Annotated in this window: 20 protein-coding genes and 1 riboswitch; of the genes, 7 read left to right on the top strand and 13 right to left on the bottom strand. The window is 46.3% G+C overall.

What is annotated here, in order from left to right; genetic code table 11:
- Nucleotides 1-106 precede the first annotated feature (106 nt).
- The 3 genes from KG118_RS06300 (at nucleotide 107) to KG118_RS06290 (ending at nucleotide 4,457) form a co-directional block, all read left to right on the top strand.
- Nucleotides 107-796, top strand: coding sequence for a response regulator transcription factor (locus tag KG118_RS06300; RefSeq protein WP_117711412.1), 690 nt, complete (start codon nucleotides 107-109; stop codon nucleotides 794-796).
- Nucleotides 771-2,567 (top strand): sensor histidine kinase, encoded by a 1,797-nt coding sequence (locus KG118_RS06295; RefSeq protein ID WP_117711411.1) that lies wholly within the window; start codon nucleotides 771-773, stop codon nucleotides 2,565-2,567. The genes KG118_RS06300 and KG118_RS06295 overlap by 26 nt, the downstream gene beginning before the upstream one ends.
- Nucleotides 2,568-2,601: 34 nt before the next feature.
- Nucleotides 2,602-2,810, top strand: a riboswitch (cobalamin riboswitch).
- A 273-nt stretch (nucleotides 2,811-3,083) separates the two neighbouring features.
- Entirely contained in the window at nucleotides 3,084-4,457 is a 1,374-nt protein-coding gene (locus tag KG118_RS06290; RefSeq protein WP_117711410.1) for a tryptophanase, read from the top strand.
- 3 nt (nucleotides 4,458-4,460) lie between these two features.
- On the opposite strand, the gene KG118_RS06285 is transcribed toward KG118_RS06290, so the two are convergent.
- From KG118_RS06285 to mutY, 4 genes are all read right to left on the bottom strand, one after another.
- Nucleotides 4,461-5,090 (bottom strand): 4'-phosphopantetheinyl transferase family protein, encoded by a 630-nt coding sequence (locus KG118_RS06285; protein ID WP_117711480.1) that lies wholly within the window; start codon nucleotides 5,088-5,090, stop codon nucleotides 4,461-4,463.
- Between the two features lies 1 nt (nucleotide 5,091).
- A complete protein-coding gene (gldE, locus tag KG118_RS06280) occupies nucleotides 5,092-6,444 on the bottom strand; it encodes a gliding motility-associated protein GldE (protein ID WP_117711409.1) in 1,353 nt (450 codons plus the stop codon).
- Between the two features lie 23 nt (nucleotides 6,445-6,467).
- Nucleotides 6,468-6,923: a single-stranded DNA-binding protein gene (locus KG118_RS06275; protein WP_117711408.1), complete on the bottom strand. Its 456-nt coding sequence runs from the start codon at nucleotides 6,921-6,923 to the stop codon at nucleotides 6,468-6,470.
- A gap of 71 nt (nucleotides 6,924-6,994) precedes the next feature.
- Nucleotides 6,995-8,035: an A/G-specific adenine glycosylase gene (gene mutY, locus KG118_RS06270; RefSeq protein WP_117711479.1), complete on the bottom strand. Its 1,041-nt coding sequence runs from the start codon at nucleotides 8,033-8,035 to the stop codon at nucleotides 6,995-6,997.
- Nucleotides 8,036-8,231: 196 nt separating this feature from the next.
- Between mutY and KG118_RS06265 the strand changes: the two genes are divergently transcribed.
- Nucleotides 8,232-8,507: an HU family DNA-binding protein gene (locus tag KG118_RS06265; RefSeq protein WP_004290360.1), complete on the top strand. Its 276-nt coding sequence runs from the start codon at nucleotides 8,232-8,234 to the stop codon at nucleotides 8,505-8,507.
- Between the two features lie 307 nt (nucleotides 8,508-8,814).
- Complete coding sequence (locus tag KG118_RS06260; protein WP_117711407.1) at nucleotides 8,815-10,389, top strand: Rne/Rng family ribonuclease; 1,575 nt, start codon at nucleotides 8,815-8,817, stop codon at nucleotides 10,387-10,389.
- A gap of 48 nt (nucleotides 10,390-10,437) precedes the next feature.
- Here KG118_RS06260 and KG118_RS06255 read toward each other — a convergent pair whose 3' ends face one another.
- The 8 genes from KG118_RS06255 to KG118_RS06220 form a co-directional block, all read right to left on the bottom strand.
- Nucleotides 10,438-11,610, bottom strand: a complete 1,173-nt coding sequence (locus tag KG118_RS06255) for an iron-containing alcohol dehydrogenase (RefSeq protein WP_117711406.1) — start codon at nucleotides 11,608-11,610, stop codon at nucleotides 10,438-10,440.
- A gap of 47 nt (nucleotides 11,611-11,657) precedes the next feature.
- Nucleotides 11,658-12,998, bottom strand: coding sequence for a PI-PLC domain-containing protein (locus KG118_RS06250; protein WP_233514879.1), 1,341 nt, complete (start codon nucleotides 12,996-12,998; stop codon nucleotides 11,658-11,660).
- A 12-nt stretch (nucleotides 12,999-13,010) separates the two neighbouring features.
- Entirely contained in the window at nucleotides 13,011-13,943 is a 933-nt protein-coding gene (locus KG118_RS06245) for a phosphatase PAP2 family protein (protein ID WP_117711405.1), read from the bottom strand.
- Nucleotides 13,940-14,593 carry a CDP-alcohol phosphatidyltransferase family protein gene (locus KG118_RS06240; protein WP_117711404.1) on the bottom strand — a complete coding sequence of 218 codons (654 nt, stop codon included), beginning with the start codon at nucleotides 14,591-14,593 and terminating at the stop codon, nucleotides 13,940-13,942. Before KG118_RS06240 ends, KG118_RS06245 begins: the two co-directional genes overlap by 4 nt.
- 11 nt (nucleotides 14,594-14,604) lie before the next feature.
- On the bottom strand, nucleotides 14,605-15,111 hold the full coding sequence (locus KG118_RS06235) for a GtrA family protein (protein WP_117711403.1): 507 nt from the start codon (nucleotides 15,109-15,111) through the stop codon (nucleotides 14,605-14,607).
- On the bottom strand, nucleotides 15,096-15,569 hold the full coding sequence (locus KG118_RS06230; RefSeq protein ID WP_117711402.1) for a phosphatidylglycerophosphatase A family protein: 474 nt from the start codon (nucleotides 15,567-15,569) through the stop codon (nucleotides 15,096-15,098). The genes KG118_RS06235 and KG118_RS06230 overlap by 16 nt, the downstream gene beginning before the upstream one ends.
- A gap of 150 nt (nucleotides 15,570-15,719) precedes the next feature.
- Entirely contained in the window at nucleotides 15,720-17,009 is a 1,290-nt protein-coding gene (locus KG118_RS06225) for an inositol-3-phosphate synthase (protein ID WP_117711477.1), read from the bottom strand.
- Between the two features lie 107 nt (nucleotides 17,010-17,116).
- Entirely contained in the window at nucleotides 17,117-19,654 is a 2,538-nt protein-coding gene (locus KG118_RS06220; RefSeq protein WP_117711401.1) for a DUF5686 and carboxypeptidase-like regulatory domain-containing protein, read from the bottom strand.
- A 178-nt stretch (nucleotides 19,655-19,832) separates the two neighbouring features.
- Here KG118_RS06220 and aspT point away from each other — a divergent pair, with 178 nt between their 5' ends.
- Both aspT and aspD read left to right on the top strand, forming a co-directional pair.
- Complete coding sequence (gene aspT, locus KG118_RS06215) at nucleotides 19,833-21,527, top strand: aspartate-alanine antiporter (RefSeq protein WP_117711400.1); 1,695 nt, start codon at nucleotides 19,833-19,835, stop codon at nucleotides 21,525-21,527.
- A 126-nt stretch (nucleotides 21,528-21,653) separates the two neighbouring features.
- Nucleotides 21,654-23,279: an aspartate 4-decarboxylase gene (gene aspD, locus KG118_RS06210; protein WP_117711399.1), complete on the top strand. Its 1,626-nt coding sequence runs from the start codon at nucleotides 21,654-21,656 to the stop codon at nucleotides 23,277-23,279.
- On the opposite strand, the gene KG118_RS06205 is transcribed toward aspD, so the two are convergent.
- Nucleotides 23,265-24,581: a sensor histidine kinase gene (locus KG118_RS06205; RefSeq protein WP_117711398.1), complete on the bottom strand. Its 1,317-nt coding sequence runs from the start codon at nucleotides 24,579-24,581 to the stop codon at nucleotides 23,265-23,267. The two genes, aspD and KG118_RS06205, sit on opposite strands and share 15 nt — an antisense overlap.
- Nucleotides 24,582-24,583: the final 2 nt, after the last annotated feature.

The following is a 24,583-nucleotide window of genomic DNA, read 5'->3' as shown; positions in this document are numbered from 1 at the left end:
CTCTATCGTAACAAAAATGCCCCAATTTTGTCGAAGAAAAGAAATAAAGTTTAACTTTGTAATAAAGAGGCGTTGCAGTCTCTCATTACATTAATAAAGAAGTACAATGAACGAATACCGGATTTTAGTAGTAGACGACGAAGAAGATTTATGCGAAATCTTAAAGTTCAATCTCGAAAACGAAGGTTACGAGGTAGATACTGCGAATTCTGCCGAAGAAGCCTTGAAAATGGACATCAGTGCTTACAACCTGTTGCTGCTGGATGTGATGATGGGAGAAATCTCCGGATTCAAAATGGCAAGTATGCTGAAGAAGGAGAAAAAAACCGCCCAAGTGCCCATCATCTTCATCACCGCCAAAGACACTGAAAACGATACGGTAACGGGATTCAATCTGGGAGCGGATGATTATATCTCCAAACCGTTTTCCCTGCGCGAAGTAGCCGCACGCGTCAAAGCAGTGCTACGCCGCACCCGGCAAGGAGAAACGGAACACGCACCGGAACAAATCGTCTACAAGTCATTAGTGCTCGACATCATCAAAAAGAAAGTAAGCATAGACGGTGAAGAAGCGCCCCTCACCAAGAAAGAGTTCGAGATATTGCTCCTGTTACTGCAAAACAAAGGACGCGTATTCTCGCGTGAGGACATATTAAGCCGCATCTGGAGCGACGAAGTATATGTACTGGACCGCACCATAGACGTAAACATCACCCGTCTGCGCAAGAAAATAGGAATATATGGCAAATGTATTGTAACTCGTTTAGGATATGGTTATTGCTTTGAAGCCGAATAATGACGGGCATTTCCTGTCGTTCAGCCGGAAGTTGTTTCTTTCGGTGATTTCATTGTTTCTTGTTTTTGCGGGCTGCTTTATTGCTTATCAATACCAACGGGAGAAAGAGTATAAAGTGGAGTTGCTTGACACACAGCTGCAAGACTACAACGAACGCCTGCAACAGGAATTGAGGAGTACTCCCGACAGCCTGTGGAGTGCCGCTTTGGATAAATACATCACCAAAGGCTCGCACAAGAATCTGCGTGTCACCATCATAAATTTGCACGGAGACGTGCTTTATGACAGCTATAATGAAACGTTCCAAGAAGCGTTCAGCAACCACATCAATCGTCAGGAAATTCAAAAGGCGCTAAAAGACGGGAAAGGGTATGATTTAAGACGTACTTCCGAAACAACCGGCATCCCTTATTTCTATTCGGCAACCCTCTACCCAGATTATATAATCCGCTCGGCGCTGCCCTACAACGTAAACCTGATAAACAGTCTTGCCGCCGACCCGCATTACCTTTGGTTTACAGCCATTGTAACCTTATTGCTGATATTCGTCTTCTACAAGTTTACATCCAAACTTGGTACGGCAATCAACCACCTGCGCGAATTTGCCAAGCGCGCCGACAAGAACGAACCTGTGGAAACCGATATACAATCCGCCTTTCCGCACAACGAACTTGGCGAGATTTCCCAGCACATCATACAGATATACAGACGTCTGCGCGAAACAAAAGAAGCGCTGTACATCGAACGTGAAAAGCTCATCACCCACCTGCAAACCTCTCGCGAAGGACTGGGAGTGTTCACCAAAGACAAGAAGGAAATTCTTGTCAACAACCTTTTCACCCAATACGGCAACCTCATTTCCGACTCTAACCTGCAGACCACAGAAGAGATATTCTCCATCTGTGAGTTCCAAAAGATAACCGACTTCATCAGCAAGGCGCAAAAACGGCCCTCGGATAAAGAAGAAAAACGGCTGTCCATCAATATCAATAAGAACGGACGCATATTCATTGTAGAATGCATCATCTTCCAAGACTTGAGTTTTGAAATCTCCATCAATGACATCACGCTGGAAGAAGAACAGATACGCCTGAAACGGCAACTCACGCAGAACATCGCCCACGAACTGAAGACTCCCGTAAGCAGCATTCAGGGGTATCTGGAAACTATCGTCAACAACGAGAATATCTCGCATGAAAAGATGCAGACCTTCCTCGAACGGTGCTATGCCCAAAGCAATCGCCTCAGCCGCCTGCTGCGGGATATTTCCGTACTGACGCGCATGGATGAAGCCGCCAACATGATTGATATGGAAAAGGTGGACATCAGTATGCTCGTCACCAATATAGTCAATGAAGTGTCGCTGGAATTGGAAGAAAAACATATTACCGTCATCAACAGCCTGCAACCCAAGATACAGCTAAAAGGCAACTATTCATTGCTCTACTCCATATTCCGCAATCTCATGGATAACGCCATAGCTTATGCCGGAACGAATATCCACATCAACATCAACTGCTTCCGCGAAGACGAGAATTTCTATTATTTCAGTTTTGCGGATACCGGAGTGGGTGTTTCGCCGGAGCACCTGAACCGCCTGTTCGAACGCTTCTACCGCGTAGACAAAGGACGCTCACGCAAACTGGGCGGCACAGGCTTGGGACTTGCCATCGTGAAAAACGCCGTCATTATCCACGGTGGAACAATCTCCGCCAAGAACAATCAGGGGGGTGGACTGGAATTTGTGTTCACGCTGGCAAAGGAGAAATAATTCTCTCCATTCATTCTTGTATGTCACTTTTTTCATTATCTTTGCGATGCATTGGTTTGCCTCCTTTCTTTCAAAGGAGGCAATTAAAAGGGAATCAGGTGCAAATCCTGGACAGTCCCGCTGCTGTAAGTTTCACATAATGTTGCAGGCTATAAACTCTCTCCATGCCACTGGAAGCATATTCCGGGAAGGCTGTTTGCAACAGAAACAAGTCAGAAGACCTGCCATGCACTGTTTTATCATTGCTTTCGAGGAAAAAGCGTTGAGTCTAATGAACCGGATAATTCATCCAATCATTTCATTCATCAAAACTCTTTCAAAGAAAGTAAAAGAGAATAAACTCTGCCAAGTTTATTTAAATGATGTCCGGCCGAAGTGATTCGTCCGGACATTTGTTTACAAAAAGTCAGAAAAAGATTGCCTATCACCCGCAAAATCATTATATTCGGCACATAAAAACACAACAAACGGATTCTTCCGTTGACCTATTGTCGAACTTATAAAAATTAAGAATCTATGGAATTACCATTTGCTGAATCATGGAAAATTAAAATGGTGGAACCTATCCGCAAAAGTACCCGCCAAGAACGTGAACAGTGGTTGAAAGAGGCTCATTACAACGTTTTTCAGCTGAAATCAGAACAAGTCTATATCGACCTCATCACCGACTCGGGAACAGGAGCCATGAGCGACCGGCAATGGGCAGGCATAATGCTTGGGGACGAAAGTTACGCAGGCGCTTCTTCTTTCTTCAACCTGAAAGAGGTTATCACCCGTCTCACCGGATTTGAATACGTCATCCCTACCCATCAGGGGCGTGCCGCCGAAAATGTATTGTTCTCCTATCTGGTGCATGAGGGGGACATAGTACCGGGAAACTCCCATTTCGACACAACCAAAGGACACATCGAAAGCCGGAAAGCAATAGCGCTGGACTGCACGATAGACGAAGCCAAACAAACACAACTGGAAATCCCCTTCAAAGGGAATGTAGACCCTGCCAAATTGGAAAAAGCATTGCAGGAACATAGTGACCGCATACCGTTCGTCATTGTCACCATCACCAACAACACAGCCGGAGGACAACCCGTTTCCATGCAGAACCTTCGTGAAGTCCGAAGCATTGCCGACAAGTACGACAAGCCTGTCCTTTTTGACTCTGCCCGCTTTGCCGAAAACGCTTATTTCATCAAAACCCGCGAGGAAGGTTACAAGGACAAGAGCATTAAGGAAATCACCAAAGAAATGTTTGCCCTTGCAGACGGCATGACCATGAGCGCCAAGAAAGACGGCATCGTCAATATGGGCGGATTTATCGCAACCCGCCGACAGGACTGGTACGAAGGGGCCAAAGGATTCTGCGTGCAGTTCGAGGGCTACCTTACTTATGGCGGCATGAACGGCCGCGACATGAATGCGCTTGCCATCGGCTTGGATGAAAACACCGAGTTCGACCATCTTGAAACCCGCATCCGCCAAGTAGAATATCTGGCAAAGAAACTGGATGAGTATGAAATACCTTACCAGCGTCCTGCCGGAGGACATGCAATCTTTGTAGACGCCCCCAAAGTACTGACACACGTACCCAAAGAAGAATTCCCGGCACAGACATTGACCGTAGAGCTGTATCTGGAAGCCGGCATACGAGGATGTGAAATAGGTTATTTGCTTGCCGACCGTGACCCCGTTACCCGCGAGAACCGCTTCAACGGACTTGATTTGCTCCGCCTTGCCATTCCACGCCGCGTGTACACCGACAATCATATGAATGTAATAGCCGCCGCACTCAAGAATGTATATGACAAGCGTGAGACTATCACAAGAGGAGTACGCATTGCATGGGAAGCCCCGCTAATGCGCCACTTTACCGTACAACTGGAACGGCTGTAGGAATTACAGGCTCAACGTTAGAACAAAATCCGGAAACAAGCAGTAGTGAATCTGAAAATTCCGTTTCTCCGCCGTACGATATTCCTCGGCGGAGAATACTCCTTGTTCGCTGACTGTAAACGGCAGCACATGCAAATGCTCCCGAAAATCCACATCGGAAGCATTCATACACTTAAACATGGTTTCCTTGGCAGACCAATGGAGCAGCAACGACCATGTTTCCGTATCTCCGAACAAAGAAATCCGTTCATCTTCCCGCATGAATTTATGCGCTACCTTACGTACCCGCTCGCCATAAAATTCGATATCGATACCCACTTCTTTCTCCGGCCTGCCCAACAAAACGGCAACATAGCCCTTGGTATGCGAAATGCTGATAGAGAAAGAGCTGTCCGCCAAATACGGTTTTCCATTGGGATGGTAACCTATCTCTTTCTCTTCACCAAGCATCACATACAGCAATACACGGACGGCCAGCCGCTCCAATTTACGGGACTCAGCCGTAAATACCCGAATATCCGCCTCATATTTTTCTCTATGGGGAAGCAAGGCAAACAGTTCTTCCAACGTCTCATCGGTTTTCCAAATGCCCCACCTGCAAGAGCTGTCGGTATATTGTTTAAAGACAGGCATTTTATTTTTCTGTTTCAGAACTTTCCCGAACAGGTTCATTAACCGTGAATTTCACTTTTAAGATACGGCGGTTGTCCATTTCAAGAACTTCAAATTCATAACAATTGTAAGTCACCTTCTCATGAAGTGCGGGAAACTCCCCTTTCAATTCAAGCAACAGTCCCGCCAAAGTATCGGCATCACCCGCCACCTCGTCAAAGGTCTCCTCATCTATCTTGGTTATCTTGTAGAAATCTGTCAGCTGTGTTTTGGCTTCAAAGACCCATGTGTGGTCATTGAGAACTGCATAGGTACGCTCTTCATCATCATATTCGTCACGTATCTCACCCACAATCTCCTCTATAATGTCTTCCATTGTGACGATGCCCGATGTTCCTCCGAACTCATCCACCACAATAGCGATATGAATCTTGTTCGCTTGAAAATCACGGAGCAAATCATCAATCATCTTGGTTTCCGGAACAAAGTATGCCGGACGAATCAACGACTGCCAACGGAAATTATCTCCCTTGTTCAGATGAGGAAGCAAGTCTTTGATATAAAGCACTCCCTTTATATTGTCACGTGTTTCCGCATAAACGGGGATACGTGAATAAGCATTCTCTACAATACACTTCAACACATCCTTAAAAGGAGTGCGAATCTCCAAATCCACCACATCCAAACGGGATGTCATTACTTCCTTAGCCGTCTCACCGCCAAAACGAATAATACCCTCCAATATATTGTTCTCTTCTGAAAGTTCGGCTTTGTCTGTCAACTCCAACGCATGCGACAGTTCATCCACTGAAATGTTATGGTTCTTCCGTACGAAATGCTTGTTGAGAAACGAAGTGGAACGCACCAATACCGAAGATAACGGATAGAAGATGGAACGACACGCCATAATGCCGGGAGCAGCAAAACGACAAAAAGCCAATGTCTTCTGCGCCGAATAGATTTTTGGCATAATCTCTCCGAAAAGCAACAACAGGAAAGTCAGGACAACCGTCAGAATCACGAACTCCGCAATAACCGAATGGAACAGGAATACATTCATAAAGAAGAAGTTGCAGAGCATAATAATCGTTACGTTCACAAAGTTGTTCGTAATCAATATCGTAGCCAATAATCGCTCCGTATCATCCAACAAATTCCTGATTTTCTCGTCAGAAGGATGTTTCCCCTCTCCAATAGTATTCAAATCGGAAGGAGACAGTGAGAAGAATGCTATTTCGGAAGCCGAAGCAAAACCGGAAGCAAGTAAAAGCACACCTGCCAATACAATGGCTATAATAGCCGAAACAGAAGGAGTTTGTACGGTTATACCGTTAAAAATATCTGCCAACTGGCATAAATAAGCGTCTGGGTCCAAAGATTTTGGTTTTAGTTAAACAATTAGAACGGTAAATCGTCCGTTGGATTATTCTGTGCAGGAGCCGCCTGCGATTGTGCTGACTGTACGGAAGCACCCGCCTGTCCCGGCATACCGGTCTGCGGTGCAGCCCCGGGAGTTGTATTTCTTGCAGAAAGCATTTCCATGCTATCTACAAAAATCTCTGTTACATACCGTTTTGCACCGGTCTGGTCATCATACGAACGAGTCCGTATCTTGCCCTCCACATAAAGTTTGTCTCCTTTATGCACGTATTTCTCAGCCGTTTCTGCCAGTCCGCGCCAAAGGACAAGATTATGCCACTCCGTACGCTCGGGAACCTGCGTTCCGTTTGCCAATGTATAGGCACGGTCTGAAGTAGCCAAAGGGAAAGTAGCGACAGCAACACCTGTGTCAAGGTATCTCACTTCGGGATCTCTGCCTACATTTCCTAACAATATCACTTTATTTACTGACATATACTTTCAATTTTATATTTGTTGCCAAAATTAACGAGAATAACAACATCATGCAAGAATACAGCCAACTTTTATACATATTTCTCCAAGAACGCATGCACCAGACGAGATACCGGATATTGTTCCAAATCTTCCACCCTGATGCACTGATAACCCGAAAACGAACGGGAGTTCTCCGGCAACACAACTTCATAAAAGTTAGTATAAATCACCCTGTGCGACAAAATATGTTTCACATTCCGAAGCACCGAACGCACTTCCGGCGTCTCCCCCTCCGCCAAAAGTGATCGAAAAGAAGCCGATGCAAGGAATTCCTCTTCAGACAAGTCCTTATCCGCTTCAACCAACGGCAACTCAAACAAGTTCTTCCAAACATCGTCGCCCGTCCGCTTATGTATAAAAGTACGCGCGCCCATGCGTACATATATATAATTAAAGTAGCGGTTGGAAGTTTTTGTTTTATGTTGCTTCACGGGAAGTTGCGTCACCAGCCCTTTTGATAAAGCGGTACAACTATCCGCCAAAGGACAAAACATACAGTTGGGAGACTGCGGCGTACACTGAATAGCCCCAAAATCCATTATGGCCTGATTATAGGTCGCCGGCCGGGATTTATCAAGCATCTCATCCGCCAAAGCCGCAAAAAGTTTTTTTCCCTCCGTAGAATCAATCGGAGTATCAATACCCCAATAACGGGAAAGGACGCGATACACATTACCATCCACCACCGCATACGGCATATTATAGGCAATGGAACAAATAGCGGCAGCCGTATAGTCGCCCACCCCTTTCAAAGCGCGCACTTCCCGATAACTTGCCGGAAACTTGCCGTTCATACTCTTGGCGGCGGCATACAGATTACGGGCACGGGAGTAATAGCCCAATCCTTGCCAGTATTTTAAAACTTCCTCCTCCGAAGCCGAAGCCAAAGCCGCCACATCAGGAAAACGACGGATAAAACGAAGGAAATACTCATATCCCTGCACTACCCGCGTCTGCTGCAAGATAATCTCAGAAATCCATATCCGGTAAGGATCGGTTGTTTCTCTCCACGGCAAATCGCGTTTATTATCCGCATACCAATCCAGTAAAGTCTCAGTCAATATATTCATAAATAGTTCCATATCCCCCAAAGGATGCAGTCCTTTTTCGGAAGAACAAAAATACGGATTTTCAGTCTAACAATGCCCAATGCTTAGACTTTTTTCAAAAAATGTCGAGAATATATTTTTTAGAGCCGCCAAAAAGCTATATATTTGCAGTCCAAAAAATTAGAAAACTATAGTAATAATATTTTTTTTAGAAAAAATGACTAAAGCTGATATTGTAAACGAAATTACAAAGAACACCGGAATTGACAAAGTCACAGTACTTACAACCGTTGAAGCGTTCATGGACGCAGTGAAGGCATCTTTATCAAAAGATGAAAATGTTTATCTCCGCGGGTTTGGTAGTTTTGTAGTGAAGAAGAGAGCTCAGAAAACAGCTCGTAACATCTCAAAGAACACTACCATCATCATTCCGGAACACAACATTCCGGCTTTTAAACCTGCCAAGACATTCACCATTGCTGTGAAAAAATAATAAACAATTAGTATTAACCCATAAAATTTTGAAGCTATGCCAAGCGGAAAGAAGAAAAAAAGACATAAAATGTCTACGCACAAGCGTAAAAAAAGACTAAGAAAGAACAGACATAAAAGCAAAAAGTAATTTTTAGTCTGAAAGACAAAATAAAGAACAAACTTGTGAAGCTAATTGTCTCGCGGGTTTGTTCTTTGTTTAAGTATCAAACTGATGAGGTTGTGTCTAAACTTCGTTTTGACACAACTCCCATCGGTAAATCTGAACAGAAAATATCTGTATAATAAAAATGTAAAAGCAAATTATTGTGACAAGCGAACTCGTTGTAGACGTACAGCCCAAAGAGGTTTCCATCGCTTTGCTCGAAGACAAAAGCCTGGTGGAACTCCAAAGCGAAGGAAGAAACATTTCCTTCTCTGTGGGTAATATGTATTTAGGACGCGTCAAGAAATTGATGCCGGGCCTGAATGCCTGCTTCGTGGACGTGGGTTACGAGAAAGACGCTTTTCTTCATTATCTGGACTTAGGTCCTCAATTTAACTCATTAGAGAAATACGTAAAGCAAACTTTAAGCGATAAAAAGAAGCTTAATCCAATTACCAAAGCAGCCATACTTCCCGATCTTGAAAAAGACGGAACAGTATCCAACACACTCAAAGTAGGACAAGAAGTAGTGGTGCAAATCGTAAAGGAACCAATCTCGACCAAAGGGCCGCGCCTAACTTCCGAACTTTCTTTTGCCGGAAGGTATCTCGTGCTAATCCCCTTCAACGATAAGGTTTCCGTATCACAAAAAATTAAATCAAGCGAAGAACGCGCCCGTCTCAAACAACTGCTGATGAGCATCAAACCCAAGAATTTTGGTGTCATCGTCCGTACTGTTGCCGAAGGAAAACGCGTAGCCGAGCTTGACGGAGAGCTTAAAGTATTACTGAAACATTGGGAAGAAGCTATTACCAAAGTACAAAAAGCAACCAAGTTTCCGACACTGATTTACGAAGAAACCAGCCGCGCCGTAGGCTTATTGCGCGACTTGTTCAATCCTTCTTTCGAAAACATCCACGTGAACAACGAAGCTGTATTCAACGAAATCAAGGATTACGTAACACTCATCGCCCCTGAACGGGCAGGAATCGTAAAGCTGTACAAGGGTCAACTTCCCATTTACGACAATTTTGGTATCACCAAACAGATAAAGTCGTCATTTGGCAAAACCGTTTCATACAAAAGCGGGGCTTACCTGATTATTGAGCACACCGAGGCGCTTCACGTAGTAGACGTGAACAGCGGTAACCGCATCAAAAATGCCAACGGGCAAGAAGCCAATGCACTGGAAGTGAATTTGGGAGCCGCCGATGAACTGGCACGCCAATTGCGACTAAGAGATATGGGTGGTATTATCGTAGTGGATTTCATTGACATGAATGAAGCCGAAAACAGACAAAAGCTTTACGAACGTATGTGTGCTAATATGCAGAAAGACAGAGCACGCCACAACATCTTGCCGCTCAGCAAATTCGGATTGATGCAGATAACTCGTCAACGAGTACGTCCGGCAATGGATGTGAATACCACGGAAACCTGTCCAACCTGCTTCGGCAAAGGCACTATTAAATCGTCCATCCTCTTTACGGACACCTTAGAGAGTAAAATTGACTACCTTGTCAACAAATTGAAGATAAAGAGATTCTCGTTACACATCCACCCGTATATCGCTGCCTACATCAATCAGGGAGTCCTCTCGCTGAAACGGAAATGGCAAATGAAATACGGATTCGGAATCAAGATTATTCCAAGCCAGAAATTAGCGTTTCTGGAGTATATCTTCTACGATCCGCAAGGAGAAGAGATTGATATGAAGGAAGAAATCGAAATCAAATAAAGAAAACGGCGAAGTCTGATAAACACTTCGCCGTTTTTTTGTTCGTTATTACAGTGCCAGACGATAGATTTCCTTGCTGTCCTGTTTGGTCAGTTTTACATAATTGCCCACAAACTCTCCCTTATTGCGATGCAAATTATCCGACAAGCGGTCTATATCAGGATTCTCAATGCCCAACTCCCTAAAGTTGACCGGCAGTCCTATAAAGCGGAAAAAGTGTTTTAAACGGGCGATTCCCGCCAAAGCCATTTCTTCCAAATCTTCCGACTCAGGAATTCCAAAAACACGGTTGGCGAATTGGGCTATCTTCTTCGGATTGGGCTCAGCCATAAAAGTCATCCATGCCGGAACTATCACAGACAACCCTGCGCCATGCGTAACGTTGTAAATAGCACTGACCTCATGCTCCAAAAAGTGCGAAGCCCAGTCTTCCTCACAACCTACACCACAAGTTCCGTTATGGGCTATCGTTCCGCACCACATAATATTGGCGCGTGCGTCATAATCTTCCGGATTTTGCTTTACACGATAAGCCTCCTTAATGATAGCCGTCAGCGTACCTTCGCAAAGGCGGTCGCTGATTTCCACCTCCTGCGTATTAGTGAAATAACGCTCCATAATATGCACCATCATATCGGCAATTCCGCAAGAGGTCTGAAAAGGCGGTAATGTATAAGTCAGCTCAGGATTCATTATAGAAAAGACAGGGCGTAATAGCTCCGGCACACGCAGGCTCAATTTCTGAAGGGTATCTACCTTCGTGATAACCGAATTGCCTGACCCTTCACTGCCCGCAGCGGGAATTGTCAGCACAACAGCCACTTTCAATGCCTTCACCACTTTCGCCTTACCGATAAAGAAATCCCAAAAATCACCTTCATAAGGCACACCGGCAGCAATTGCCTTTGCTGTATCAATCACAGAGCCGCCTCCCACGGGAAGCAGTAAATCAGCCTGTTCACGACGGCAAATCTCAATGCCTTCATACACCTTCGTATCAACCGGATTGGGCTGTACGCCTCCCATCTCGCAATACCGAATACCGGCTTCCTGCAAAGATTGCTTCACCCTGTCCAACAGACCGCTCCGCACCACGGAACCGCCACCATATACAATCATTACTTTCTGTGCCCCGTGCTTATGCGCCAAAGCGCCGACTTGCATTTCCGTTGCCCTACCAAAGACAAATTCCGTAGGACTATAAAAGACAAAATTATTCATATACTTCTATACTATATATAAAAACCGACTATCGCAAAAACGCTACATTAATGCCGACGGAAATTGGTAAACAACACACGTGGCGTCACACCTTCGTCAAGCCCCATGAAATCCATAACTATAATGCCCGTTGTATTCCTTATCTCCTCGATAAGAAACTTTTCTACCTGAGGATTATTGCTCATGGCACATACCTGAGGAATAGGAACTGGAATTTTTATGGAGTCTGAAAGTTTTATATTATCCACTCCGCTTAGGAAATTAATGGAATAGACAGAATCTTCACATCGGTCTGCTTTCCGGGCATTTTCTTTAATTGCTTGTATCTTTTGGGGAGTGGAACCAAGTTGATATTCATCCTGCAAATGTTGGCAAGTTACCGGGAAAGGCTCTCCATCAACCACCGGCGTATAAAACCGAAGCTGATAGCCGATATACTCTTTCACCCCATCCTTCATATCTTCCAATTGATATGAATTAAAGAGGACTATTTTTCCCCTTGTTTCACCCAATACGGGAATCACCACTCCATGTTCATCTTTTACACCGGCTCCGGAATATTCCTCAGACCAGCTCCAGAACCATTGCCGATAACGCCCTATCACTTCCTTTTCCAAAAGGTTTCTGTAAGCGGACTCATCCTGAGTATTTTCCGACTTTACACGTAAAAGAACCGTTTCATCCGGATGCTCGCCCAAAAATCTCACCAATGGCTGCATAGCGTCTTCCGACACCAGCTTCAAATCCGTAGCGCCATGATAAAAGCGCATCGTATGGTCCAAACGAAGGTCAAAAAAGCGTGCGCCCATTTTAAGTTGCTCTTCCAAAGATTTAGCTTGGCAGGCCGCCGTAGCATCCAGAATAAGCCCCCATTTTTTTTGTTCTATTACCTCCTTTATGAGATTCTTATGATAGCACGTATAGCTCATAGTATCATGGGTACCGGGAATTGAAATTCCGGATAATAGAGTATCATCCGGCACGCAGGACATCCAATCTTCATGCTCCCAACCCCAATTGCCAGCTTCAACAGGTTCACCGGTCGGAATTTGTTCCAATTCGTTTTCCGGAAGCACCTGTATCTTATCGGCGGCAAAGCCCATTTCATCAAAAGTGACAGAATCAAGAATCGGCAGTTTCAGGCAGCCATTTACACTCAAATAAACTTTATTGTCCGAGTCTGCCACCAACCGGGACGAAACAGACAAGAATTCGCCATCCGGCAACACATTCAGGCATTTGTCAGTAACCCGCGTATAATACGGGCGTACAAATAACTTCTCCATGACTTCATCGCCTGCAATCGCATATTTCTTGCCATGAAGGACCAAATAGGTACTGTCGCCGCTTCCTCTGACAACAGCACAATTTAAAATCCTGTGTTTCATACCTTTCTATGTTTATCGAATATATTGACTGTATCTTTCAAAGAAACGTTTAAACGTCCCCCACTTCATCAGCCCTTGCTCAAATACCAGAATACCCAGCAGAGAACAGGAAATGCCCAGCATTACATCAATCAAATAATGATGTCCGGAGTAGACAGCCGTCCACCAGATGCCCACCATGACAACAGAGAACAGAGCTATCAGCCACTTCTTGCAACGCCCCATAGCGGCATATGCCACAGCTACCACCATATAAGCTGCGTGCAGCGAAGGAACAGCAGCAAACACGTTGGCATTCCGCCCGTAAATGGAATTAAAGATGGAGCACCCCAACAGTTCGTCAAAACGCCCCAACCCCGCCACATTACCCGGCGTATCGAGAATCGGCTCAAAGCCGTAGTTCATAGCATACCAAGGTGGTGCTGCCGGATGAATATAATACCCGGCAAACCCGATAAGGTTTACCAACAAAAAAACCATGGCAAAGCGAAGATACAGCTTGCGTTCGCCTTTCAGATAAAGCCACAAGCCGAATGCAATGGGAACAGGAACCCAGCAGAGATAGAATATGCCTGCCAAGAAATCACCTGTCGCACAGTGGTTCTGCGCAAAATATTCACAGGGAATCAACGTTGTCCCGTTAATCGAGATACCGAATAACGACTTCTCCGCCTCATACAATCCCTGCACATCAATAGGATTCACCTCATAATTGGGATATACCCGCATCCAGTCGTAAGAAATGCCGAAGATGATAAAAGGAAGTAACGCTACCGCCAATTTACGGGTTGTTTTTCCTGCAAAGAAGAGCACCAGAAACAGACCCGCCATCAGAAGATGTTCTGTGCGCAGCCCTATACAAACGGCTGTCAACAACAAGAACAGTACCGTAATAACAACAACAGGCAACGCTTCTTTGACAGAAGGGAAGATATTTTTTCTCATCGTTGCTTCTTTAAGAGTTTATTGCAATGCGCAATACGTGCAAATGCCGTCAAATTAGCAAGGAAAGCTATCACAGCCATCGGAACAATCAGTATCAGCATGGGGTCAAACGCTTCGCAATCTCCGAAAATGCCGCAAAACAAAGCACCGAGACTGGTCAGCACCACACGTTCGGGACGTTGCATGAAACCTACCTTACATTCCAGCCCCAACCCTTCGGCACGTGCACGCACATAGCTCACCATAAGCGAGCCAATCAATGCGACAAAAGTTATCATCGACCCCCACAGATAACCTTGCAGAATCAAATAATAGAAGATACCGAACAACGTCACCATCTCGCTATAACGATCGAGCACCGAGTCGTACAATGCTCCAAATGTGGAAGACATATTGCCTACACGCGCCACACGCCCGTCCATCATATCGAACAAACCGGCAAAGAGGACAATTCCTCCTCCCCAACCCACATAGGCCAGTTCACCCGGTTTGTACATACCCGCATACACAAATACGCACGCAGCCACGATGTTCATCACCAGTCCGGTGGTAGTAATAAAATTAGGCGTAATGCCCACCTTAATCATGCCATGTACAATCGGATTTATAATCTTATAAATCAACTGTTGCAGCCAATCTCTATAATTCATATCAGTTCTATTTAGTCTCTAAAATATTGTCGTATAAATTTTCTGAAATTATGATTACGATATACGAATACCCGTTGCAGATGATAGTTCCAGAAAAATGCCACCAGAACAGCTACGATAACTTTGGACAGGATAAACACATCGTTTATGTAATGTCCCAGCAATCCGTCCACCCAGTGCATACCCGTCAGCCACTCCGTCAGGGCAAATGTACCCCATGTATTCAATAAAATACTACCTCCCCAGACAAAAAGATATTTCAGCGCAACGTGCGTCTTTTTGCAGTCATCCGCATGAAATACCCAACCGTAGTTAATGACACAATTCACCATGCCGCCAACCACAGAGCCTAAGAAAGTAGCATACAAATAAAAAAGTCCGGATAGTTTAACCAGTAAAATAGTCACCAAGAAATCCACAAGACTTGCCACATACGACGAAAGCTGAGCCTTGACAAAGACCCAAACAGCATGACGCCAACCTGCAAATCCCGATATTTCCTTTAGCCTATCAGCCATCTTACTCCGATTAAGACTACAAAGCTATAAATTCCCGCCAAAATATCATCCATCATTACTCCAAATCCGCCCGGGAAACTTTCCATGCGACGGATTCCTAACGGCTTGAAAATGTCGAACAGACGAAAAAGGGCGAATGCGCCCAGCGCATACCATACATTACCCGACGGTGCAGCCAGCAATGCAATCCATACTCCTACCATTTCGTCCACCACCACGCGCGAAGGGTCTTCCCCCCAGCAAGGTTCAAGACGATTGGTTGCCCATATTCCCATTACCGTAAAGACAAGAATTAAGGCCACTGTCAGCCACATCAGGCATATTTCCGGAACAATGAAAGACAATCCGAACCAAATAAGCGTAGCCAGCAAAGCGCCTGCCGTACCCGGAGCGAAAGGAGAAAATCCCGAACCGAAGCCCGTACCTATGAGAACCGGGAAAAAAGAGGGTTTCTTCATTGATAAAAAGGGGATAAAAAGGATGATAATGTGATAGGGGTGATAAAGCGATAAAAGTGGTAAGGTAGTAGAGTGATAAAATCTCGAAACACGAAACTTACTTATCACCCTATCACCTTATCACTTTTATAACCCTACCACTTTCTTATTTTAGTCCAAATAGCTCGGTGCAGTTTCACCTACCATGTTGCGGAGAGTTTCTTTCACCATTCTCCACTGTTGGAACAAGTCGTGTACCGGCTCGTGTTCAAAGTCGTGCATCGGGCTCTTGCAGAAGAATGACAGCCAGGTTTGGATGCCACACATACCTGCACGCAGAGCAAGGTCACTGAAGATAACCAAGTCGAGTGCGATAGGAGCTGCCAAGATAGAGTCACGGCACAGGAAGTTAACTTTGATTTCCATCGGATAACCCATCCAGCCGAAGATGTCGATATTATCCCATGCTTCCTTGTTGTCCTTACGAGGCGGATAATAGTTGATACGTACTTTGTGATATACATCACCGTACAAATCGGGGAATTTTTCAGGTTCGAAGATATTGTCGATAACAGACAGCTTGCTGACTTCTTTTGTCTTGAAGTTTTCCGGTTGGTCCAGCACTTCGCCGTCGCGGTTACCCAAGATATTGGTAGAGAACCATCCGCTTACGCCCAGCATACGAGTCTTGAACATCGGGGCGAGTACAGTCTTCATCAAAGTCTGTCCGCTCTTGAAGTCCTTACCGGAAATAGGCACATTCATCTTCTTGGAGAATTCCCACATAGCCGGAGTGTCTACGCACAAGTTAGGAGCACCCATGATGAATGGAGCACCTTCTGCGATTGCAGCGTAAGCGTAACACATACTCGGAGAAATAACTTCCGTATTGTTTTCCTTCATAGCTTTTTCCAAAGCGGCGAGAGACTTGTGCTCTTCAGCCAAAGGAACATAAATTTCAGTACTTGCAGCCCACAATACTGCGATACGGTCGCAGTTATTATTTGCCTTGAAAGTGCGGATGTCCTCACGCAACTGTTCCACCATATCCCAGCGCGTAGCGGCATTCTTGATGTGTGTACCGTTCAGACGTTTTGCAAAATTGTGGTCAAAAGCGGCAGGCATAGGTTTGATGGCCTTCAACTCATCCTTTACGAGGTTCAAGTCCTTTTCTTTCAAAACTTCTGCATACATTGCAGCTTCATACGCATCATCTGCAAAAATATCCCAACCGCCGAAAACGATATCGTTCAAATCAACCAAAGGCACTACATCCTTAATCAGATGCTCTTTGCCGTCCTGCATACGCATAGTAGCCATTTGTGCGATTGAGCCTATAGCTTTTGCCAACCCCTTACGGGCAGCTAATGTACCTGTAATCATAGTGGTTGCAACCGCACCACCTACTCCGACTACCAGTACGCCTAACCGACCGGTTGCCGGCTTAATGTTTTCTTTCATTGCCATTGTATTATTTAGAGTTTAAAAAATTGCTCAAATTTAGGGTATTTTACCCAATTGGGATTAGTCATTTTATCCGATTTAATGCTCTGTTAGTAAGATTTAAGTTAAAATGTCATATGCAGGCTGATTCTAAGCCCGGATTTATCTATATTTGGTAAATCCCGGTAAGTTAAACGCCATACATAATCCACCCGCAGCACTTTCAAAATATTCTCAATCCCCACCCCGACTTCCACGTACGGAGTATGTCCCATGGTAGTGCTTCCTGCCGGAAAAGCAAATAATCCTTCACTGAATTCGGGATTGTTCTTGTTGCTCAGGTTTCCATAAATTCCCCGGCAGGACAATACTTCACGCCATTTCAGTTTTTTCAACAACGGAATGCGGTTAAAGAGAAAACCGTTCAAGAAATAAGTCACATCCCACGAGGCATATTCATCGTTCATAAATTCCATCGCATTCATCAGTGAATAAGACTCCGGCTGAATAGTGTAAGACAGATTGGCATTGGGAATAATAAGCAACGGGAAAGGGACTTTATTCCACACCTTACCGGCTTTCAGTATGACATCCGTATAGCCAAAGGCCGAAAACCAGAAACGTTTCTGGAAACCCGCCTCCGTATAGTGGTAGGTATAATCCCCACCCAACACACCTTTAGCCGCCATAGTATGCGTCAGCGTAAAAACCGGAGCGTCCAACGACACCGGAAAACGGTTCCATTGGGTCTGGAAGAATTTTTCGTTAGGAGCATAACGCAGCTTCAATTCCAGTTCACTTGTAGAAATACTTTTTACAAACTCATCTCCGGCATCTTGCTTCACGAAAGGAATAAGATGTGAAGATTCGTCTTTCCGCAGGCGCGTAGTCAGCTGGAAAGAAAAGCCCGAATGAAATTCGTTTGTGTACGTCAGTTCCGCCTTCCGCTGATAGCCGATGCGGTCGTCCTTCTGGCGCTTCAAAGCCAGAAAGACATTATCCTGACTGGTATAGAGATAATGCTGCCCGTATTGGTTGACATCGGACAGATAGCGAAGTTTCAAGGAATGAATCGGAAACTCGTTGGCATACTCCTTTTTCTTGTGAAAAGAATATTCCAGTTCCGCCAGCCCTTTCACACGCTCATCACGAAATCCGTACGCCATATATCCCCTACCGAACAAATGCGGATTGAGCCAAGCGGTCGTCATTCCGCCGGCACGTACACGAACCCCCTCCAGCGCATTACCGCTGATAGTGGTATTCATCATGCCGATATAGAACAAGGGAGCTTTCTCTTTAGGAGCCGGGATATACCCCGTAAACAATACTTTCAGCACCTTCTCCGTCCAATAATAAACCGGATAACTGCGCAATTGAGCCATCATCTTGTCTACGGAAGTCTCCTTTTTGCTCACTTCCGCAAGCCGGTTGGCATCCCAATAAGCGTCGGAATGAGCGGAAGAATCCATGCCCTCAATCACTTTCTCGGGCTTTCGGAATGCCTGCAAAGCATCAGCGGTAAGTTCGTAGGCATAATCCTGATAATATACATCCCGCTTGGCATAGATACCGTCACTGTTATCCACCAATTTGAATTCCGTCGTGATACTTTCATTCATCAGCTGCCTTGTACCGTCCTCCGCACGGCCAAAGTTCTGTTCTATCTTCATGTAGTCCACAAAGTTCAGGTTGATTTTCTGAGGAAAGTTCATCACTACGCGACGCACGAAATACGTACTGTCCAGCATGACGTACAGATGCCCCGTAAAGCCGAACGACTCGGAGTTGAAAGGTACAAAAGTCAAGTCCACACAAGGCTTCCCGGCAACGGTCAGTGTATCCATCAGGTAATACTTGTAGAACGAAGGTCCCAAAGAAGATAGCGGACTGACGAACTTATTGGTAAACAGCGTTATATTGTTCTGATAAATATCTACATCGGTCATGGTGACGCTGATAGCCTGCTCCATGCCTTGCTGTGACAGCATTTCGTCCACACCTGCCTGCCGCCGTGCCTTTACCCATTGCTTTTCGCTATGGGGCGACTTGCGGTAATAATCCGTAGCCAGCAGCTCGCGGTTGGATACCGCCAATACAGGTTTTCCGGTAACGGCGGAAGTATCTACATAATCGGTCAGGAACTTAAACTTGCGGTACAGCCACTTCTGCTGCTTTACGCTATCGAAATTGTTAATGGCAAACGTCATTTTTTCATAACGTTCACGCTGCCAGAAGTCACGTTCATCCGGAGAATAATCGTCCCGGTGCTCTATCATCTTCCGTACAAACTCCACAGCCGGATTGTCCTTCTTTTTGTAACGCTCGCGCTTCGGCTTCACCACCACCTCGTTCAGCGCATAAGTAGCAGGGGCAAGCGCAACTTTTATACGCTCCCCGCGTGCCGGATGAATCAACCGGGTGTATTCATTATAACCCACAGCCGAGATTACCAGCCGCGCTTCCGGACGATAGGTCTTGAAAGAAAACACGCCCTTGTCATCAGTCATTCCCCCCTCTGTGGTTCCTTTCAGATAGACCGAGGTATATGGCAACGGCTCCCGTGTCAGCGAATCAGTGACAACACCTTGCACTACATATTGCGCCCTCAAGGGAACTACAATTATCTGCATCAGCAGAAACACCCTAATAAACAACCTCATACCTTACCTATCTATCATTCAGTGCGCAAAGGTACGGAAGAAAACTTTTTATAAAAGTTCGGTTTTGCGGAATAAATGTTCTAAAAAACCACTTTTATTCAAAACACTTCCCGTTAAAACCCGTTGTATAGCGAAAACGACTTGCAAAAGACGTACAAACCGACCTAAATACTTAATTATGGAATGGATTTTCAATCAACTCAGAGAACGTCCCGAATTAGCCATTTTCCTCACCATTTTCTTGGGGTTCTGGCTGGGCAAGCTGCGCATCGGCAAGTTCACTTTAGGAACCGTCACCAGTGTGCTGCTGGTAGGCGTAGTGGTGGGGCAGCTGAATATTGCCGTACCCGGCCCTATCAAGTCAGTATTTTTCTTACTGTTCCTGTTTGCCGTAGGCTACAAGGTAGGACCGCAGTTCTTCCGCGGACTGAAAAAAGACGGACTGCCGCAGGTGGCATTTGCGGTGCTGATGTGCGTATCCGTATTGGGAGTGACTTGGCTTCTTGCCTTGCTCATGGGATATAACATGGGAGAAGCGGCAGGATTGCTTGCCGGCTCGCAAACCATATCCGCCGTTATCGGAGTAGCGGAAGATACAATGGCCAATATGGGGCTGGACGAAGCGCAACGGCAGAGTTACGTCAACATCATTCCGGTATCCTATGCCGTAACTTACATTTTCGGCACTGCCGGCTCGGCTTGGGTACTATCGTCCATCGGACCGAAAATGCTGGGCGGGCTGGATAAGGTGAAAGCCGCCTGCAAGGATTTGGAAGCCCGCATGGGTAATTCCCAGGCAGACGAGCCCGGCTTCATGCACGCCGCACGTCCCGTCACCTTCCGCGCCTACCGCATAGAAAACGAATGGTTCAAAAACGGGAAAAGGGTTATAGACCTCGAAATGTACTTCCAGCAACAGGACAAGCGCCTGTTTGTGGAACGGCTCCGCAAAGCGGGCACTATCCGCGAAGTCAGCCCCAACGTGCAACTGGAGATAGGAGATGAAGTTGTGCTCAGCGGACGCCGGGAATACGTTATCGGTGAGGAGGACTGGATAGGTCCGGAAATACAAGACCAGCAATTACTGGACTTCCCTGCAGAAAGGCTGCCCGTCATGGTAACAAAAAAGACTTTTGCAGGAAAGACCGTTTCGGCAATCCGCAGCGAAAAGTTCATGCACGGTGTCAGCATCCGCAGCATCAAGCGTGCAGGCATCGACATCCCCGTCATGGCACAGACCACAGTAGATGCCGGCGACGTGGTAGAAGTAGTGGGAACCAGACAGGAAGTGGAAGCTGCCGCCAGACGTTTGGGCTATATAGACCGTCCTACCAACCAGACAGACATGATTTTCGTAGGGCTCGGCATCCTTGTGGGCGGACTGTTCGGTGCATTATCCGTTCACATCGGCGGCGTGCCAATCAGCCTGAGCACCAGTGGCGGAGCATTGATAGCGGGATTGTTCTTCGGTTGGCTGCGTAGCAAGCATCCCACCTTCGGACGCATTCCCGAACCGTCGCAATGGGTACTGAATAATGTAGGGCTGAATATGTTCATCGCCGTAGTAGGCATATCGGCAGGTCCCAGCTTTGTACAGGGATTCCATGACGTGGGCATCAGCCTGTTCCTTGTAGGTGCGGTTGCCACCACTCTCCCGCTGATTATCGGGCTGCTGCTGGCAAGGTATCTGTTCAAGTTTCACCCCGCCATCGCACTTGGGTGCTGTGCAGGTGCAAGAACCACTACGGCAGCCCTCGGAGCCATACAAGATGCTGTAGAGAGCGAAACGCCTGCATTGGGTTACACAGTGACGTATGCAGTAGGCAATACCTTGCTTATTATATGGGGAGTGGTTATCGTCCTGCTGATTTAGCGTACAAAGGCTCTAAGCAAACAATAGCTATTCTCCAAACAAACTAAGAATTACAGATGCCCTTGAAATCATAATATTTTATTAAATAATGCGAAGCAGTAATTAAATACCTAAACCTCAGATTATATGGATACAAAACTTTTAGAAAAGAAGATGGAAAACATCAGCCCTTTCGAGCTGAAAAACCGTCTCATTGATATGGCAGATGAAAGTCTGAAAAAGACCGCGCGTACCATGCTGAACGCCGGGCGCGGTAATCCCAACTGGATTGCAACCACTCCACGCGAAGCCTTCTTCCTTTTGGGAAAGTTCGGGTTAGAAGAATGCCGCCACACCATGTTCCTTCCCGAAGGCATCGCCGGCATTCCCGAAAAGCAAGGCATTGCCTCCCGTTTTGAGCAATTCCTCAAAAGCAATACCTATCAGCCCGGAGCCAAATTGTTGGAGCAAACCTACAACTATATGCTGATGCAGCATGCCGTCGACCCGGACAGCCTTGTCCACGAATGGGCGGAAAGCGTTATAGGCGACCAATATCCCGTGCCCGACCGCATTCTGCAATTCACCGAAATGTTGGTATGCGACTACCTGAATCAGGAAATGTGCGACAACCGTCCGCCACGAGGAGCGTTCGACCTGTTTGCCACCGAAGGCGGAACAGCCGCCATGTGCTATATCTTCGACTCCCTGCAAGAAAATTTTCTATTAAACAAAGGCGACGGCATCGTTCTCATGGTTCCCGCCTTTACACCTTACATAGAGATTCCCCAACTGAGCCGCTACCGGTTTAAGGTGACCGAACTGCATGCCAACCGCATGAACAAAGACGGACTGCACCTGTGGCAATACAGTGACGAGGATATTGACAGGCTGAAGAATCCGGCGATAAAGGCATTGTTCGTTACCAATCCGAGCAACCCGCCCAGCTACACGCTCAGTCCGGAAACAATGGCACGCATCGTAAACATTGTAAAGGAAGACAACCCCAACCTGATGATTATTACGGATGATGTGTACGGCACATTCAGCCCGCATTTCCGTTCGTTCATGGCAGAAATTCCGTACAATACGCTTTGTGTATATTCATTCTCCAAATATTTCGGCGCCACCGGCTGGCGCAATGCCGTCATAGCACTGCACGAGTACAATGTATTCGACAGGCAAATATCCCGGTTGCCAAAAGAGAAACGCGAAGCCCTCAACCGCCGTTATGCCACACTGACCCTGCATCCCGAGAAACTGAAGTTCATAGACCGCATGGTAGCAGACAGCCGCCAGGTAGCATTGAACCATACGGCAGGACTTTCACTGCCTCAGCAGATGCAGATGAGCTTATTCGCCGCTTTTGCATTGCTGGACAAGGAGAACCGATACAAGCAAAAGATGCAGGAAATCATCCGGCGCCGTTTGCAGGCTCTTTGGGACAACACCGGGTTTACATTAGTGGAAGACCCCTTACGGGTGGGCTACTATACGGAAATCGATATGCTGGTCTGGGCCAAAAAGTTCTATGGAGACAAGTTTGTGGAATACCTCAAAAAGACGTACAGCCCGCTGAACGTCGTGTTCCGCCTTGCCCAAGAAACATCCCTGGTACTTCTGAACGGCGGCGGCTTCGACGGGCCGGAATGGAGCGTGCGCGCTTCCCTTGCCAATCTGAATGAGAACGATTACGTCACCATCGGCCAAGGCATCAAGCGTATATTGGATGAATACGCGGAGGAATGGGAAGGAAAATTAAAAATTAAATAAGATTCGGAAGCGGGTCAACCCGTCATTGTATGTGCGCAGGGAGAATGTACAACCATGACGACTCAATACTTCCCTGATAAACACCAAGCCAATCCCCTGCCCGTTCGGTTTGGTGGAGAAGAAGGGACTGAAGAGTTTAGCTTCGGCCTCCTTACTTATTCCGGGACCATTGTCTACGATTTCTATGAAAGCGGGGGCGGTGGTCCTTACTATTATTTCACCTTGCTTGCCTGCCGCTTCGCCGGCCCCCTCTATACTTTCGGCAGCGTTCTTAATGATATTTACCAAAACTTGCTCAAACAATGAAGCATCCAGACGAACCTGTCCCACTTCAGGGTCACATTCCAAGCGGAGGATAATGTTACGGTCGTTGCACATCCCTTCCATGAAACGCTTGCACATGGATACCAATTCATTCAGCCGAACCGGCGCCACCGTAGGTTCGGGAATCTTCACCACATCGGCAAAACGGGTAATGAAACGGCTCATAGAGAAACAACGCTCCGTACATACGCGCATTACATCGCAAATGTCTTCCATGCCCTCTTCCGTAGAAAGGGCTTGCTCCACCGTATCCAAAGTAGAGGTTATGCCGGCAGTAGTATTGTTCACTTCGTGGGCAATCATGCGGATAACCTTTTCGTATGCACGTTTTTCCGCTTTCATCACTTCGTCCGTCATACGTTCTATCAAGAAGAAAGGATGCTTGAATCCTCTGTCGATAAACGAGGAATGGGTACACTTATAAATATTCGCATCATTCAGCCGCACTACGGAAGTTTCCTCTTTAGGAAGCGATGCCAGTTCTTCCGCCAAAGGCGAATCAATCTTCTCCAGTTTCTTGTTCTGCGCTTCTTCAGGACGGACACCCAACATCTTCACAGCCATTGGGTTGAGTTGCGACACTTCGCCATCCAACGTCATAATGATAACTCCCATAGGCGATGCCTGAATCAACAAGTCGAGAAAATGGTTCTGCTCACGCATACGCAGACGCTCGTTCTTGAGCTGCTCCATCATGCGGTTGAATATGTTTACAATACGGTCGGCCTCATACTGCCCCACCTGACTGAGCCGGCTGCTGAAGTCCTGTTCGCGCAGCAATTCCATACCGCTTCCTATCGTACTCATCGGCTTGACAATCTTGCGATAAAACACCACCAGATAAATAAGTATAAATGCGATGATGCCCTCCACTATATACAGGTGGACGGTTTGCATTTTATCTGCCAGGCATATCAATGCCCCGCCAAGTCCGAGCAGAAACAGCACGAGGATGAAAAAATAGAATTTGATGCGCACGA

The sequence above is a fragment of the Bacteroides propionicigenes genome (assembly GCF_018390535.1).
In the GTDB taxonomy this organism is placed as follows: Bacteria; Bacteroidota; Bacteroidia; order Bacteroidales; family Bacteroidaceae; genus Bacteroides; species Bacteroides propionicigenes.
The sequence above is the reverse complement of the archived record's forward strand: the minus strand, read 5'-3'. Positions and strand labels throughout refer to the sequence as shown.